The organism is Flavobacterium sp. LMO8 (assembly GCF_009495755.1).
Taxonomy (GTDB): Bacteria; Bacteroidota; Bacteroidia; order Flavobacteriales; family Flavobacteriaceae; genus Flavobacterium.
The window spans coordinates 56,829-72,234 of the sequence record NZ_WIBJ01000033.1; the positions used below are offsets into that span (position 1 = coordinate 56,829).

The window sequence follows — 15,406 nt, forward strand, 5'->3', positions numbered from 1 at the left end:
AACTATTTCTATGCAAGAATTCTCAAATAATCCAATCGAAATTGACCAACTTCCAAAGTTTGAAGAAGTTCAATTAAAAGGACTTCATCCAAAGTATGTAAACGTTTTACTTTTTAATTTTTTATTGCTTTTTATTTTAATAATAGGAGGATTTTCAACCTTATTTTACTTTAAAAAAGATGCTTTTTCAAATAGTACTTGGATATTAATTCTTGTTGGGATTTTGGTTTTCCTTGCTGGATTAATAGTTTTTACGAAGCTTAGTTTCAATAAAAAAGGCTATGCTTTTAGAGAACATGATACTATTTATAAATCAGGTTTGATTTCTGAAACTACTACGATTATTCCTTTTAATAGAGTGCAGCATGTGGCTCTACATCAAGGATTTATTTCTCGAAAATTAGGTTTAGCTTCCATCGAATTATTTACCGCTGGCGGAAGTAGTTCCGATTTAGAAATTCCGGGTTTGCTTTTGGCTCATGCTCAAATTATTAAAAATTTAGTTTCCCAAAAAATCAATCCACCTAAGAAGGAAGAAGTTATTGAACCATTTTCAAACGAATCATTCTTAACTGCAGAAAATGAATAAATCAACCGATTTCTCGCAACCGCAACGTCAATCGCTTCCGGGGATTTTGGTCATGTTTGCCAATTCCTTGCAGAAGACGGTTCGTGCTTTGTGGCCGATGCTTTTGATTTGGTTAGTAAAGTTTGATTCCTTAAATAAACTCATTTTTTTTGGAAGCATAGCAGGAGTTGTGATTCTAATTGGTGTGATTTCATACTTACAATATTTGTTTTTTACGTTTCATATTGATGAAGAAAATAGCGAATTCGTTATTCAAAAAGGGGTTTTAAACAAAACAAGAATCACTATTCAATTGCATAAAATTCAACAAGTTAACATCAATCAGAGTTTAATTCAGCGATTAGTAGGAGTTCACAAATTAGAAATTGATACTGCAGGAAGTGATAAAAAAGAAGCTTCTATTAGTGCTATTTCACATGATTTAGCCACTATTTTAAAAGAACGATTAATTAATCATTCGCAACAAGAAACGATTGCCGATTCTGAAAAAGTTGCTATTAAAGAAAGTCCAACTTCTTTCATTAAAATTGGTTTGTTGAGTTTGGTAAAGATTGGTTTTACATCGAATTATATTAAAAGTTTTGCTTTAATTTTTGTCTTTTTTACGACAATTATTGAAAATCTACAACAGTTAAACACAGATGTAATCAACGAAGATGAAGTAACGCACTATTTGGATGCATTACCAAATATTACTTCTTTTATGATAGTTGTAGGCATTTTTATTGTACTTATTTTGATAGTAAACTTATTTCGTACCATTCTAAAATATTTCGATTTTACCATTCAAAAAAGCAAGAAAGCGATTGTATTATCTTACGGATTACTATCTACAAAAAACACGTTGTTGAATCCGAATAAAGTTCAAAAAATTAAAATTACTCAAAACTATTTTCAAAAAAAGTTAGATGTTACCACTATTGGCGTGCATCAGGCTTCTAGCGATGTAGAAAAAGTAAAAGAAAAAGACCAAATTGAAGTGCCAGGATGTTCCGCAAATGAGCGTGATATTATTCTGAATTTGTTATTAGGTCAATTACCAGAAAAGGGGAAGAAGTTTTCGCCAAATTGGAGAAAATTTGCAGTCAATTCCTTTTTTCTACTTGTTGTCCCAGTTTTAATTTCAATTGCAATAAATTTTAAATTGCACTTTGTTACTTGGAATGTATGGATGCTTTACACAAGTTTTTTTATCATTTTTGCTATTGTTTTGATATGGTTTTCATTTAAAAATTATAAACTTTTTGTTTCCAATGATTTTATCATCAAGCAAAATGGCGCTTGGGATATTGATACCACAATTATTGAACCTTATAAAATTCAAGCTATTGAAACCCAACAGTTTTTTTGGCAAAAGCCAGCTAATATTGGCTCTGTTCGTCTTTCAACTGCTGGAGGAACTGTTAATTTCTCAACAACAAATTATTCGGAAGTAAAAAAACTAACTAATTATTGGTTGTATCAAGTGGAAACTTCAGATAACAATTGGATGTAATTAAATTTATAAATGGAACTAATTTCGAAAAGTATCGTTTTTGCCTTTGGAATATTTCTAATATTCTCTGGTTTTTTGATGTTTTTAAATCCTGAAAGAGCAAGAACTATGATTGGTAAAGCTGGAAGTACTATTGTAATTAATTATGGAGAATTGATTGTTCGTTTGTTATTAGGAATAAGTTTTGTCATTTCGGCTAAAACGAATGCTTATGAATTATATTTTAGCATTTTTGGTTACTTTTTAATCATTTCTGCAGTAATTTTGATGCTTACACCAATGAAAACACATCACAAATTTTCAACAAAAGCGTCTGAAACATTAAAACCATTATACTTGCGAATTTGCGCACCATTTTCAATAGCTTTTGGAATTTTGATACTGATGGCAATTTTTAAATAACTTATATTAAATGAAACACTGGATACAAGCCGCACGATTACGAACCTTACCACTTTCCGTTTCTGGAATAATTGTCGGAAGCGCTTATGCCTATTATCAAGGATTTTCCGATTGGAGAATAGTAGTTTTAGCATTGTTAACTACGTTAGGATTACAAGTATTGTCCAATTATGCCAACGATTACGGAGATGGCGTTAAAGGAACAGATGCTATTCGAATAGGCGAAAAACGTTTAGTAGCAGCTGGTGTTATCACAGCGGAGCAAATGAAAAAAGCAGTAATTATTACAGCAATATTGACTTTCATCGTCGCTTTATTGTTAATTTACGTTGCATTCGGAAAAGAGAATTTTGCGCTGAGTTTGATTTTCATCTTGTTAGGAATTGGTTCTATTGGTGCAGCTATTAAATACACCGTTGGAAAAAGTGCTTATGGCTACAGCGGTTTTGGTGACTTGTTTGTGTTTATTTTCTTTGGATTGGTTTCGGTTGTAGGTTCTAATTTTTTGTTTACTCATTTTATCGATTGGAAATTGTTTTTACCCGCAGCAGCCATAGGATTATTAAGTGTAGCCGTGCTGAATTTAAACAACATGCGTGATATTGAAAATGATAAAATCGCAGGAAAGAATACGTTGGTTGTTAAGATGGGATTAAAATGGGCAAAAAAATATCACGAAATTATTTTAACCGTAGGAATGATATGTTTTATGATTTTTTCATTGTTAATTAAATCTTCATTACTGCCTGTTGTATTAATTAATATTCCTATAATTATGCACATGAACAAAGTTAATAAATCAGAAAAGTATGAAGACTTCGATCCAGAGCTTAAAAAAGTGGCATTAAGTACATTTGCATTAAGTATATTATTTTGGTTAACTTTAGTCTTTCTTAACTAATCACTATTTACTAATCACTTTTCACTAAATAATAAACTATGAAAATCACATTCTACGGTCACGCTTGTATCGGAATTACAGTAAATGACGTTCACATTTTAGTTGACCCATTTATTTCTGGAAATCCAAAAGCTTCACATATCGATATCAATACGTTGGAAGCTGATTTTATATTGCTCACACACGCACATCAAGATCATATTTTGGACGTAGAAGCAATCGCAAAGCGAACTGACGCAGTAATTGTTTCTAATTATGAAATTGCTTCTCATTTTGGAAATAAAGGTTTTGAATTCCATCCTATGAATCTTGGTGGAAGTTGGGATTTTAGTTTTGGAACCGTTAAATATGTAATTGCTCATCACACTTCGTCTTTTCCTGATGGAAGCTACGCAGGACAACCAGGTGGATTTGTTATCGAAGGCGAACACAAAAATATCTACATCGCTGGCGACACAGCTTTAACTATGGATATGAAATTAATTCCAATGCGAACCAAGTTAGATTTAGCAATTTTACCAATTGGAAGTAACTTCACAATGGATGTGGAAGATGCCATTATCGCTTCTGATTTTGTACAATGTGATAAAGTGTTGGGTTATCATTTTGATACGTTTGGTTACATCGAAATCAATCACGAAGAAGCAAAACGCAAATTTTTCGATAAAGGAAAAGATTTGATGTTGTTAGAAATCGGAGCTTTTGTGGAACTTTAATACACTAATTTAACTGCAAGTTTCGCAATTTTATAAGATTTTTGTGAAACTCTGTGTAAAACTTAGTGCAACTTTGTGTAACCAAAAATATGAAAGCAACCTACAAAAAATACATCCTCAATTTTAAACGACCAAGCGGCACTTCTCGTGGTGTAATGACCGAGAAAGAAACTTGGTTTTTATTTTTGGAAGAAAACGGAAAAATCGGAATTGGAGAGTGCGGAATTTTGCGATCACTTTCCATTGATGACCGACCAGATTATGAAGAAAAATTAAAATGGGTTTGTCATAACATTCATCTGGGAAAAGATCAATTGTGGCAAGAATTAATGGAATTTCCTTCGATTCAATTTGGAGTGGAAATGGCATTTTTATCGTTGCAATCTAAAACACCTTTTGAATTGTTTCCTTCGGAATTTACGAATGGTAAAAAGAAGATGTTAATTAACGGTTTGGTTTGGATGGGTGAGGAGCAATTCATGAAAACCCAAATAGAAGAAAAATTAGCCCAAGGTTTTTCGTGTATAAAGCTAAAAATTGGAGCAATCGATTTTGAGAAAGAATTAGGATTATTGCGATTTATTCGACAAAATTTTGATGCTAAAACCATTGAAATTCGGGTGGATGCTAACGGAGCTTTTACGCCATACAAAGCTTTAGAAATGCTAAATCAGTTAAATGATTTTGAATTACATAGCATAGAACAACCTATTAGAGCAAGCCAAGTTCAAGAGATGAAATTGCTTTGCCAACAAACACCATTTCCAATCGCTTTAGACGAAGAATTAATTGGTGTATTTGGAATTGAAAATAAACGAAAACTACTTGAAGATATTCAACCGCAATACATCATTTTAAAACCAAGTTTAGTCGGTGGTTTCAAAGGAACATTAGAATGGATTTCCATTGCCGATAGTTTAAATATTGGTTGGTGGATTACTTCTGCTTTGGAAAGTAATATTGGGTTAAATGCGATTACGCAATTTACTTTTACCTTAAATAATCCATTGCCGCAAGGTTTAGGAACTGGTGGTTTGTATACGAATAATTTTGATTGTCCTTTGGAAATTGAGAAGGGACATATTCAATATAATGTTGGTAAACAATGGGATATTTCTAATTTAGGAATTGCTTAATACTTTTTATGTTTTTTATACGTTTCAATAACTAAATCAAAATATCATGAAAAGAAACTTATTGATCGCTCTTGTTGTTATTGCATTTTTATCATTAGTATTGTTTGGGTTTAAAACATTTATTTCGTCAATAAATAATCAGAGAGATTGTGAATTTGCAAATATTGATAATATTGAAATGAATGTGGGAATCAATATTCCCTCTATTGAAAGTAGTGATTGTAATTATGATGAAGCGAAAAAGGAAAAATCAGTTTATTTTAAGTTTGATGATGAAGTTAATATCAAAGAATATTGTATAACGAATAAATTTTCAAAATTGCTAACTACAAATTTAGAAGTATATTTAGATTTGAATTATATTGGAAATAGCTTTCCGCTTAAGGAAGGAACGGATAATTTTTACTTCAAAAAAGAAACAAGATATTCTAATAACTTTCATGCTATTTTAAATGCAGACACAAAAGAATTATGGATTGTAATTTCTTTTAAAGATTGATTTTATTTTTTGTGTTTAAAAAAGAAAATTAAAGTAATTTTAAAAACGATTTATTTTATAAAATTTTGAATTTGTTTTTAATTTTTTTTGGTTATTAATCGATAAATTTGTTAATAATTATACTTTTATTAAATTTATATGAAATAATTGTTAATTTTGAAATTACTAACAAAAATATTAATACATGAAAAAAATTACTTTATGGTTATTTGCCTTTTTTACTTGTTGGCAAGTAAATTCGCAAACATGTAGCCAAACTTTTACTGTAACAGGTCAGGACGATGATCCAACAGTTTTAACAATTAATGCTGCAGACATAACTTGTTATGGTGCTAATCCATTAACTAGTTTAAGATTAATAAATGCAGCAGGGAGTTTAACTTCTGGTTTTTGCGCTGCAGATGGTTCAAGCTGGTTCAGCTTTGATTTGTCAATTGATGGAGGTCCGACTCTTACAGGTTGTGCAGCAGATTTTAACAATTTAGACATCACAGGATTTACGACCTTAACAATTACTTCTGTAGATGATGATGTTTTCTCAGATACAGTTACTATTACTATTGATGTAGAAGCCACTTTTACTCCTTTAACACCACCATCTTGCGTGGCAGTTTCCTCTCCTTTAAATGGAGCAATTAATGTAAGCTCAAGTGTTGTTTCATGGCCAGCTGCGTCAGGTGGTGCAACAGGTTATAGCCTAAGTGTTGGGACTTCATCAGGAGCAACGGATGTTTTAAATAATTTTGATGTTGGTAATGTGCTTTCTTATTCATTAACTGGTTTAGTTGGCGGTTCAACTTATTATGTTACTGTTTTTCCTTATAACGGTAATGGAGCAGCAGCTGGGTGTGTAGAAAGTAACTTTACAACATGTGATGTTTTTACAGTTCCTTTCCTAGAAACTTTTGATTCGACTTCATCTTCAGAGTCTTGTTGGTCAATTCTAAATGTAAATGGTGATGGAGATGCATGGAATACGAGCTATGCTAATACACCAATTACAGGTGATGAATCAGCAAATATTAATACTGATTTTAATGGAGGTGCAAATGACGATTGGTTAATTTCTCCACGTATTACTTTAACAGGTAATCAAAGATTAGTTTTTAAATACAAAGTTCAATCAGCAGGAGAACCTAATGATTTTAGAGTAATGATGTCTACAGCAGGCAATACTCCAACTGATTTTACAATTGAATTAGCTTCTTTAGCTAGTTATTCTAATACAGCGCCTGAAACTATGGCTTTAGATTTAACTGGTGTTAGTGGAGATGTTTACTTTGCTTGGCATGTACCATCAGGAGGACTTGATGGATGGAGAATTTATATTGATGATGTAGTAGTTGAGGATACTCCTGCTGTTGCACCTAACTGTGTAGCTATCACTTCACCAGCAAATAATGCTGTTAATGTAATGAATTCAAACGTAACATGGGCTAGTGATTTAGACGCTACAGGTTATTATATTAGCGTTGGAACTTCATCTGGAGCTACTGACGTTTTAAACAATTTTGATGTGGGTAATGTTTTATCATATTCATTCCCAACAGATGCTGGATCAACTTATTTTGTAACGGTTTTCCCTTATAATGCATTTGGACAAGCTACAGGTTGTACGGAAATTAATTTTACTACTTGTGACGCTTTAACAGTGCCTCATTTAGAGCAATTTGATACTTTCTTACCAAGTTGTTGGCAAGCTGCTGATGGTGGTGATTTAACTACAGGTCCAGCTACATTTGGAACTTCTGGATGGACAGCTGATGGTTTTGGTAATGTTGGCGCAACAGGATCAATTAGATATGAAATTTGGTTAGCTACTGCTAATGACTGGGTTATTTCTCCAGTTGTTAACATTCCAGCAACAGGGTATGAATTAAAATTTGATGCAGCAGCAACACAATGGAATTCAACAGCTGCACCAACGACTCCCTGGGAAGCAGATGATTTTGTTGAAGTATTAGTTTCTACAACAGGTTTAAATAACTGGGTAGTTTTAGATACTTATAATAGTGCAAATGTACCAGCTCCAACAGGAACAACTAATATAATTAATCTTGATGCATATGCAGGATTAGACGTTCGTTTTGCTTATAGAGTGGTAGAAGGAGTTGATAATGGTGCAGCAGATTTAAATTTCTATGTTGATAATTTTGAAATTAGATTAACTCCAGCATCAGCACCAGTTTGTGCAACAAATGTTGTAGCAACACCAGATGCAACTTGTGGTAATTTTGCTAACGCTATTACTTGGGATGCAGTTGCAGGTGCAGATGGTTATTATATTACAATTGGTACAACAACAGGTGGAAATGATATAGCTAATAATGTTGACTTAGGAAACGTTTTAACCTATAACTTTACAGGTACAGAAGGAACAACATATTTTTATACTATTTTACCTTATAATGGAGTTGGACCTGCAACGGGTTGTGCTGAGATGTCATTTATGACAAATGCTTCGGCATGTTTTTGTACACCAACTTACACTAACGGTGGTGGTGGAGACAATATTACAAATGTAGCAATTGGCGCATGGTCAAATGCTTCAACTGGAAATGTAAACCCTTATTATGAAGATTTCACTGTATCTCAGCCTGCTACAATTGCAATTCCTGATTTGAGTGCTGGAACAACTGTAAGTTTAGCAGTGACGCTTGGAACTGATGGTAATCAATTTAGTAGAGTTTGGATTGATTTTAACCAAAATACCACATTTGAGCCTTCAGAATCTTTTTCTTTAGGTACTAATGCTGGAGGTTCAGGGACTTCAAATATTAATGTTACTATCCCATCTGGAGCTACTTTAGGTCAAACTAGAATGAGAATTAGAGGAGGTGATGATTCAGCTATTTCTGATACTCAAGCATGTGGACCTACAAATAGTACATGGGGACAAACAGAAGATTATTTTGTAAATATTATTGCAGCAACTTGCTCTCCAGTTGTTGTAGCTTCTTCAACTCTTGTTGTAGATTGTGGAAATTTAGAATTTTCTGTTGATGTCGATGTAACTGCTTTAGGTGATGGTACACCAGTAATTACTGATGGTACAAATAACTGGCCAATAACATCTACAGGATTAATTAATGTTGGACCTTTTGCAGACGGTACTTCTGTAACTTTAACTGCATTACATGGTTCAGATGGTACTTGCGATTTGCCTTTAGGAACTTTTACAAATACTTGTCCTCCTGTAAATGATGAGTGTGTTAATGCAATTGCAGTTGATTGTGGTGATGTAGTTACTGGATCAACAGCTAACGGAGCTACTAATTCTGGAAATAATACATCTGCTGATGTATGGTATTCTTACAGTGGAGCTGCAGGTGATATTACGGTTAGTTTATGTAATAATACAAATTATGATAGTTATTTAAGAGTATTTGATGCTTGTGGTGGTACTCAGCTAACATTTAATGATGATGGATGTGGGGCTCAATCAACGGTTACATTTACTGCTGATGGAACTACAACTTATTACATTATGGTTGAAGGTTTTGGATCAAATGTTGGAAATTTTGAAATGTCAGTTAACTGTGTATTAAGCAACGAAGATTTTAATAATAATACCTTCACTGTTTATCCAAACCCTGTTAGAGATATTTTAAATATATCTTATACATCTGAAATCTCTTCTGTAAGAGTTATAAACATGATAGGTCAGGAAGTAATTTCAAGAAATATTAATGCAAATTCATCTCAGGTTGACATGTCTGAATTAAATGCTGGTACATACATTGTTAATGTAACAGTAGGCGACTCAGTTAAAACTTTAAAAGTAGTTAAGCAATAAATATTAAATTGAGTTAATGATTAAAGTCCCGATTTATCGGGACTTTACTTTTTTATGTCTTTTTTCGTAAGTTTTATTTTGCTCAAGGAAGAAAGAACCTACATAAATTAGATAACTATAATTTAAAATCTTTAAAATTTATGTAGGTTTGTAAAAAAAAGGATATGTATTTTTCGTTTATAGTTCCAGTGTATAATCGACCAGATGAGATTGATGAATTATTAGAAAGTTTATCAAAATTTACATCTTCTATCCCTTTTGAAGTTGTAATTGTTGAAGATGGTTCATCTATTCCTTGTCAGAATATAATTGAAAAGTATACTGATAAATTAACTATTTCGTATTACTTCAAACCAAATTCAGGTCCGGGTGATTCTCGAAATTATGGAATGAATGTTGCAAATGGCGACTATTTTATAATATTAGATTCAGATTGTATTATTCCTCAAGAATATTTAATACAAGTTCAGCAAAGTTTAGAAGAAGATTATGTTGATTGTTTTGGAGGTCCCGATGCGGCATTAGATTCCTTTTCAGACATACAAAAAGCTATTAATTTTACTATGACTTCTTTCTTAACTACCGGAGGAATTAGAGGTGGAAGTGAAAAAGTTGATAAATTTCAACCGCGAAGTTTTAATATGGGATTATCTAAAAAGGCTTTTGAAGCTTCAAATGGTTTTGGAAATATCCACCCAGGTGAAGATCCTGATTTATCTATTCGATTATGGAATTTGGGTTTTAAAACCAAGTTAATTAAAAATGCTTTTGTGTATCATAAAAGAAGAATCAGTTGGGAAAAATTCCAAATCCAAGTCAATAAATTTGGGAAAGCGCGTCCAATCTTAAATTCATGGTATCCAGAACATAAAAAAATCACATTTTGGTTTCCAAGTCTATTTTTATTAGGCTTTTTGTTTTCTGTTTTAGTAGTTTTTTTTAATATCTACTTCTTTATCGGTTTATATGGATTGTACTTTTTTATACTTTTCATAAATTCTCTACTAACTAATAAAAATCTTAAAATCGCGTTATATTCAGTATGGGCTATGGTAATTCAGTTTTATGGTTACGGAAAAGGATTTTTACTTTCATACTATAGAGTTGAGGTCTTAAAACAAGAGCCTCAAAAAGCATTTCCGGAGTTGTTTTTTAAAAAATAAGTTATGACAAAAATTATTGGTTTAACAGGTGGTATTGGAAGTGGAAAATCTACCGTAGCAAATTATATTGCTTCAAAAGGAATTCCAGTTTATATTGCTGATGATGAAGCCAAAAAAATAATGGAAAATGCAGATGTGAAACAAAGAATTCAAAATTTGTTTGAAGAATCTGTTCTTAATGCTGATGAAACTTTAAATCGAAAAATGATTGGTGAACTCGTTTTTAATAATCCAAGTAAATTAAAAAAAATAAATACCATTGTACATCCCGAAGTACAAGTTCATTTCAAAAAATGGTTAAAAAAATATAAAAATTTTCCATTTGTAATTAAAGAGGTCGCTATATTATTTGAAACCGGTGGAAATAAACAATGTGATAAGGTTATTTTAATCACTGCACCAGAAGAAGTTAGAATTAATAGAACTATAAAACGTGACCATGTAACAAGAGAAAGTGTTTTAGCACGAATAAAAAATCAATTTCCCGAATCTGACAAAATAAAATTAAGTGATTTTGTGATTGAAAATATTATTTTAGAAAACACATTGTCAGAAACCGATAATATTCTTAAAATTTTAGCAAAACTTTAAAAAAAGGTTTTTATGTTAATCTTTGGTTAATGTATTTTAACAAGAAATGTTAAAATGTTAAATTTGCTTCGATGAATAAGACAAGGTTTAGATTATTAGTCTTTTTAATGAGTTTATCATTAATTGGCATCATTTTAGTTCAATTGTATTGGATTTCTACTTCGTTGGATAAAAATGAAGAAGAATTTAAATACCACGTTCAGCAAGTTTTAGGAAATGTTTCTAATACAATCAAAGAAAAGGAGTTAGTTGCTTTCTATAATCACTACAACAAAATTATTGATAGTACTGGAAAAGTTCCAAAAGAAGATGAATTAAAAGAAATTTATTTCTACGAACGCGATAAAAAAACTAATGAAACGATAATTTACACTAATACTTTAGTAGCAGAAAACTATGGTATAAACGGTTCGTTCTTTGATAAAAATGCAAATTCTGTCAATTTTGGAAACGTAGTTTCTAAGAGAAAAACTGAAATTTATAATGGAAATTCAATTAATGATGGAAGTTTGCAAATGCGTTCTTTTCCAGATATAACTGTAAAAAAATCAGGAAATGTTTCTAGTTTAGATAAAGCCAATTTTGAAGTTGCTTTTAAAGATGTAGTGTCATTAAAACCATTAAAAGAAAGAGTTTCAACTGAACAATTAGGAAAATATTTAAAGGCTGAATTAAATAAATATGGAGTAGAAACACCTTTTGAGTTTGGTATTTATAGTAATGGTTTAGCAACAAAAGTACGTTCAGAAGATTTTAAATACGATATTAATACAACATACGGAATTCCAGTTTTTCAAGACAATGAAGGACTTTCAAAATATCAATTGTTAGTTAGTTTTCCTCATAAAAATAAATTCGTTTTTTCATCGTTGATTGGAATATCAAGTTTGTCTTTGTTGTTTACATTGGTTATCGTTTTAACATACTCAAGTGCTTTAAATCAGTTAATCAAGCAAAAGCAAATTTCTGAAATTAAAACCGATTTCATTAATAATATGACACACGAGTTTAAAACGCCAATTGCTACTATTAATTTAGCTTTAGATGCTATAAAAAATCCAAAAATTATTGATGATAGAGAAAAGGTACAACGTTACCTTCAAATGATAAAAGAAGAAAACAAACGAATGCATGCTCAAGTTGAAAATGTGTTGCGTATTTCTAAATTAGAGAAAAACGAGTTAGACATTTCAAAAGAACCAAGAGATGTTACAGAAATTATTGAAGATGCAATTGAACATGTAAGTTTAATTGTTGAAGATAGAGAAGGTGTCGTTCACCAGCATTTTAATGCACAGCGAAATACTATTCTTTTAAATGAAGTTCATTTTACTAATGTTTTGGTAAATGTTTTAGATAACGCAATTAAATACTCGCCTTCAGCACCTATTATTGACGTGTTTACAGAAAATATTAAAGATTTTATTGTAATCAAAATTCAAGATCAAGGAGCAGGAATGAGTAAAGTGGCTCAGAAAAGAGTCTTTGAGAAATTTTACAGAGAACATACAGGTGATTTGCATAATGTAAAAGGACATGGTTTAGGCTTGTCTTATGTAAAACAAATTGTAGAAGATCACAACGGACAAATTTTCGTTGAAAGTGAAAAAGGAAAGGGTAGTACCTTTATTATAAAATTGCCATTGATAAATTAAAAAATAACATACACAATTACTATGGAAGCAAAAAAAATATTATTAGTTGAAGACGATCCTAATTTTGGCGCCGTACTTAAAGATTATTTAATGATAAATGATTTTGATGTTACGTTAGCCAAAAACGGAATGGAAGGATTTGAAAAATTTAAAAAGGATACATATGATTTATGCATCTTAGATGTCATGATGCCATATAAAGATGGTTACACATTAGCGAGAGAAATTCGTGAGAAAAACCAAGATGTGCCAATTATCTTTTTAACAGCTAAAACATTAAAAGAAGATGTTTTAAAAGGTTATAAAGTGGGAGCAGACGATTATTTAAACAAACCGTTTGATTCGGAAGTACTTTTAATGAAAATTAAAGCCATTATTCAAAGAAAAGCATCGGAAGTAAAACCAGATACAACTAAATTTGAGTTCGAAATTGGTAAATTCCACTTAAATTCAAAATTACGTTTCTTAACTTTTCCAGGTCAAGAACCAATTAAATTGTCACCAAAAGAGTGCGAACTTTTAAAAATGTTAGCGCTTCACGAAAATGACTTAATGCCAAGAGAATTAGCGTTAACTAAAATTTGGAGAGACGACAACTACTTCACATCAAGAAGTATGGACGTGTACATTGCTAAATTGAGAAAATTCTTAAAACAAGATGAAAACGTAGAAATCTTAAACATTCACGGAGAAGGTTTTAGATTGGTAATCAAAAAATAACAAAATGCCTTACGTCATTCTGAACTTGTTTCAGAATCTCAATATTATACTTTAAAAAACTCTGTCTTTAAATTAGTACAGAGTTTTTTTATTCGTTTATTTCTAATGCGAAGCAAATTTTATCATCTTTCGCAATGACATATGTATTTTCGTTTTTCGAAATCACAACTTCATCATTTAAATTTAATTCTTTCAAGAAATTCATTTCAAAACCTTTTAGGTGTTGTTTTAAGACGAATTTTCTATCCATAGTATTCAAACACCATTCCAAGTATTTTACATTATTAGCATGATTTACAATATCTAAATCGGATAACTGAACTTTGTAATCTGCCAATTTTTCAAACGGAACATCCAAATTAATTCGTTGTACCGATTTTTCAGTAGCGCTGTGTTCTGGATATTTTATGAAATGTTCGTGAGCTAATGCTAAATTTTCAGGTCTTCTAATTTGAGTATTTAAAACGGCCCAATAGGTTTCACAACCAACTAATTTTTCATCCCCGCGATACAATTCCAAACAACGAGTTGAACGCGAGTTTTCTAACGATTTTATCCAAGTTTTTACGGTTACTTTCTCTTTCCATTTTGGTAAACTGATAATTTCCAAACGCATTTTACTCATCACCCAAGCTTGGTGATGTTCTTGCATATCACTAAAACTAATTCCACCTAAATCGGCATGAATTCCAGCAGTAATTTGAAAAATATTGCATAAATCAGTAAATTTCAGCAAACCATTTGGATAGCATTGCAGAAAATTGATTTCGTATTCTTGTTCTAAAATTGAAGTAAAGTTGGGTGATATGGGCATTTTTATAATTTTTGAATCTGTGATTCTATTGTTGTAATAATCTCTTTTCTATCAGTCAAATAATCAAACCAACTTACATTTTCAGAACGTTTAAACCAAGTGATTTGTCTTTTAGCAAAGCGGCGTGTGTTCATTTTGATTTGTTCAATGGCGAAATTCAATGTTGTTTTTCCATCAAAATAATCGAATAATTCTCTGTAACCAACGGTTTGTAAAGCATTCAAATGTTTATGTGGATATAGTGATTGCGCTTCTGCTAAAAGTCCTTCATTTAGCATGATATCAACTCGTTGATTGATTTTGTCATACATTACGTCTCTATCTGCTTCTAAACCAATAATAATTGGAGTGAAGTTTCTTTCATTCTTTCGAATTCCAATAAAACTTGAATACGGTTTTCCAGTTCCCAAACAAACTTCAACAAAACGTTTCATGCGTTGCGGATTTTGTAAGGTTTGCGGATTTTCAACTGAAAGTTTTGTATAATATTCCGAATCTAATTCTTGTAATTGTTGATGCAAATATTCGATTCCTAAATCATCAAATTTTGCATTAATTGTATCTCTAACTGAGTTATCAATATCAGGAAAATCATCAAATCCTTTTAAAACGGCATCTACATATAAACCTGAACCGCCCACCATAATTTGAATGTTATTTTTCTGAAATAATTCGTCTAATTTTGATAAAGCTTCTTGTTCAAAATCACCAACCGAATAACTTTCAAAAATCGATTTATTTTGGATAAAATGATGTGTTGCAGCGGCTAATTCTTCTTCACTTGGAACAGCCGTACCAATTTTCATTTCTTTAAAAAACTGACGACTATCGCACGAAATAATATTGCAACCAAAATGTTGTGCCAAAGCAATACTTAGCGCCGTTTTTCCTATGGCTGTTGGTCCGATAATGGTAATTAGGTAATTCAT

At 31.4% G+C, this 15,406-nt stretch carries 14 protein-coding genes; 12 read left to right on the forward strand and 2 right to left on the reverse strand.

Annotation, left to right across the window (positions count from 1 at the left end):
• Positions 1–10 precede the first annotated feature (10 nt).
• From GFJ94_RS11760 to GFJ94_RS11815, 12 genes are all read left to right on the forward strand, one after another.
• The gene (locus tag GFJ94_RS11760; RefSeq protein WP_153201724.1) at positions 11–589 is read left to right on the forward strand and encodes a PH domain-containing protein; all 579 of its coding nucleotides are present in this window, start codon (positions 11–13) and stop codon (positions 587–589) included.
• On the forward strand, positions 582–2,084 hold the full coding sequence (locus tag GFJ94_RS11765; protein ID WP_153201725.1) for a PH domain-containing protein: 1,503 nt from the start codon (positions 582–584) through the stop codon (positions 2,082–2,084). Before GFJ94_RS11760 ends, GFJ94_RS11765 begins: the two co-directional genes overlap by 8 nt.
• A 12-nt stretch (positions 2,085–2,096) precedes the next feature.
• Positions 2,097–2,486, forward strand: a complete 390-nt coding sequence (locus GFJ94_RS11770; protein WP_153201726.1) for a hypothetical protein — start codon at positions 2,097–2,099, stop codon at positions 2,484–2,486.
• 10 nt (positions 2,487–2,496) lie between these two features.
• Positions 2,497–3,387 (forward strand): 1,4-dihydroxy-2-naphthoate octaprenyltransferase, encoded by an 891-nt coding sequence (gene menA, locus GFJ94_RS11775; protein ID WP_153201727.1) that lies wholly within the window; start codon positions 2,497–2,499, stop codon positions 3,385–3,387.
• A 38-nt stretch (positions 3,388–3,425) separates the two neighbouring features.
• Positions 3,426–4,103 (forward strand): metal-dependent hydrolase, encoded by a 678-nt coding sequence (locus GFJ94_RS11780; protein ID WP_153201728.1) that lies wholly within the window; start codon positions 3,426–3,428, stop codon positions 4,101–4,103.
• A gap of 89 nt (positions 4,104–4,192) precedes the next feature.
• Positions 4,193–5,239, forward strand: a complete 1,047-nt coding sequence (locus GFJ94_RS11785) for an o-succinylbenzoate synthase (RefSeq protein ID WP_153201729.1) — start codon at positions 4,193–4,195, stop codon at positions 5,237–5,239.
• 46 nt (positions 5,240–5,285) lie between these two features.
• Positions 5,286–5,738: a hypothetical protein gene (locus tag GFJ94_RS11790; RefSeq protein ID WP_153201730.1), complete on the forward strand. Its 453-nt coding sequence runs from the start codon at positions 5,286–5,288 to the stop codon at positions 5,736–5,738.
• A gap of 184 nt (positions 5,739–5,922) precedes the next feature.
• Positions 5,923–9,534: a T9SS-dependent choice-of-anchor J family protein gene (locus GFJ94_RS11795; RefSeq protein ID WP_153201731.1), complete on the forward strand. Its 3,612-nt coding sequence runs from the start codon at positions 5,923–5,925 to the stop codon at positions 9,532–9,534.
• A gap of 164 nt (positions 9,535–9,698) precedes the next feature.
• Positions 9,699–10,697 carry a glycosyltransferase family 2 protein gene (locus GFJ94_RS11800; protein WP_153201732.1) on the forward strand — a complete coding sequence of 333 codons (999 nt, stop codon included), beginning with the start codon at positions 9,699–9,701 and terminating at the stop codon, positions 10,695–10,697.
• Positions 10,698–10,700: 3 nt separating this feature from the next.
• Complete coding sequence (gene coaE / locus GFJ94_RS11805) at positions 10,701–11,288, forward strand: dephospho-CoA kinase (RefSeq protein ID WP_153201733.1); 588 nt, start codon at positions 10,701–10,703, stop codon at positions 11,286–11,288.
• Positions 11,289–11,359: 71 nt separating this feature from the next.
• Entirely contained in the window at positions 11,360–12,943 is a 1,584-nt protein-coding gene (locus GFJ94_RS11810; RefSeq protein ID WP_162523860.1) for a sensor histidine kinase KdpD, read from the forward strand.
• 21 nt (positions 12,944–12,964) lie between these two features.
• Positions 12,965–13,663, forward strand: a complete 699-nt coding sequence (locus GFJ94_RS11815) for a response regulator transcription factor (RefSeq protein ID WP_153201734.1) — start codon at positions 12,965–12,967, stop codon at positions 13,661–13,663.
• An 88-nt stretch (positions 13,664–13,751) separates the two neighbouring features.
• Here the strand turns inward: GFJ94_RS11815 and GFJ94_RS11820 are convergent, their stop codons facing one another.
• The gene (locus tag GFJ94_RS11820) at positions 13,752–14,477 is read right to left on the reverse strand and encodes an acyl-[acyl-carrier-protein] thioesterase (protein ID WP_153201735.1); all 726 of its coding nucleotides are present in this window, start codon (positions 14,475–14,477) and stop codon (positions 13,752–13,754) included.
• A gap of 2 nt (positions 14,478–14,479) precedes the next feature.
• Positions 14,480–15,406 (reverse strand): tRNA (adenosine(37)-N6)-dimethylallyltransferase MiaA, encoded by a 927-nt coding sequence (miaA, locus tag GFJ94_RS11825; RefSeq protein WP_153201736.1) that lies wholly within the window; start codon positions 15,404–15,406, stop codon positions 14,480–14,482.

Coding starts and splice junctions, on each gene's coding strand:
- GFJ94_RS11760 (WP_153201724.1), top strand. CDS start 11: ATGCAAGAATTCTCAAATAATCCAATCGAAATTGACCAACTTCCAAAG.
- GFJ94_RS11765 (WP_153201725.1), top strand. CDS start 582: ATGAATAAATCAACCGATTTCTCGCAACCGCAACGTCAATCGCTTCCG.
- GFJ94_RS11770 (WP_153201726.1), top strand. CDS start 2,097: ATGGAACTAATTTCGAAAAGTATCGTTTTTGCCTTTGGAATATTTCTA.
- menA (WP_153201727.1), top strand. CDS start 2,497: ATGAAACACTGGATACAAGCCGCACGATTACGAACCTTACCACTTTCC.
- GFJ94_RS11780 (WP_153201728.1), top strand. CDS start 3,426: ATGAAAATCACATTCTACGGTCACGCTTGTATCGGAATTACAGTAAAT.
- GFJ94_RS11785 (WP_153201729.1), top strand. CDS start 4,193: ATGAAAGCAACCTACAAAAAATACATCCTCAATTTTAAACGACCAAGC.
- GFJ94_RS11790 (WP_153201730.1), top strand. CDS start 5,286: ATGAAAAGAAACTTATTGATCGCTCTTGTTGTTATTGCATTTTTATCA.
- GFJ94_RS11795 (WP_153201731.1), top strand. CDS start 5,923: ATGAAAAAAATTACTTTATGGTTATTTGCCTTTTTTACTTGTTGGCAA.
- GFJ94_RS11800 (WP_153201732.1), top strand. CDS start 9,699: ATGTATTTTTCGTTTATAGTTCCAGTGTATAATCGACCAGATGAGATT.
- coaE (WP_153201733.1), top strand. CDS start 10,701: ATGACAAAAATTATTGGTTTAACAGGTGGTATTGGAAGTGGAAAATCT.
- GFJ94_RS11810 (WP_162523860.1), top strand. CDS start 11,360: ATGAATAAGACAAGGTTTAGATTATTAGTCTTTTTAATGAGTTTATCA.
- GFJ94_RS11815 (WP_153201734.1), top strand. CDS start 12,965: ATGGAAGCAAAAAAAATATTATTAGTTGAAGACGATCCTAATTTTGGC.
- GFJ94_RS11820 (WP_153201735.1), bottom strand. CDS start 14,477: ATGCCCATATCACCCAACTTTACTTCAATTTTAGAACAAGAATACGAA.
- miaA (WP_153201736.1), bottom strand. CDS start 15,406: ATGAATTACCTAATTACCATTATCGGACCAACAGCCATAGGAAAAACG.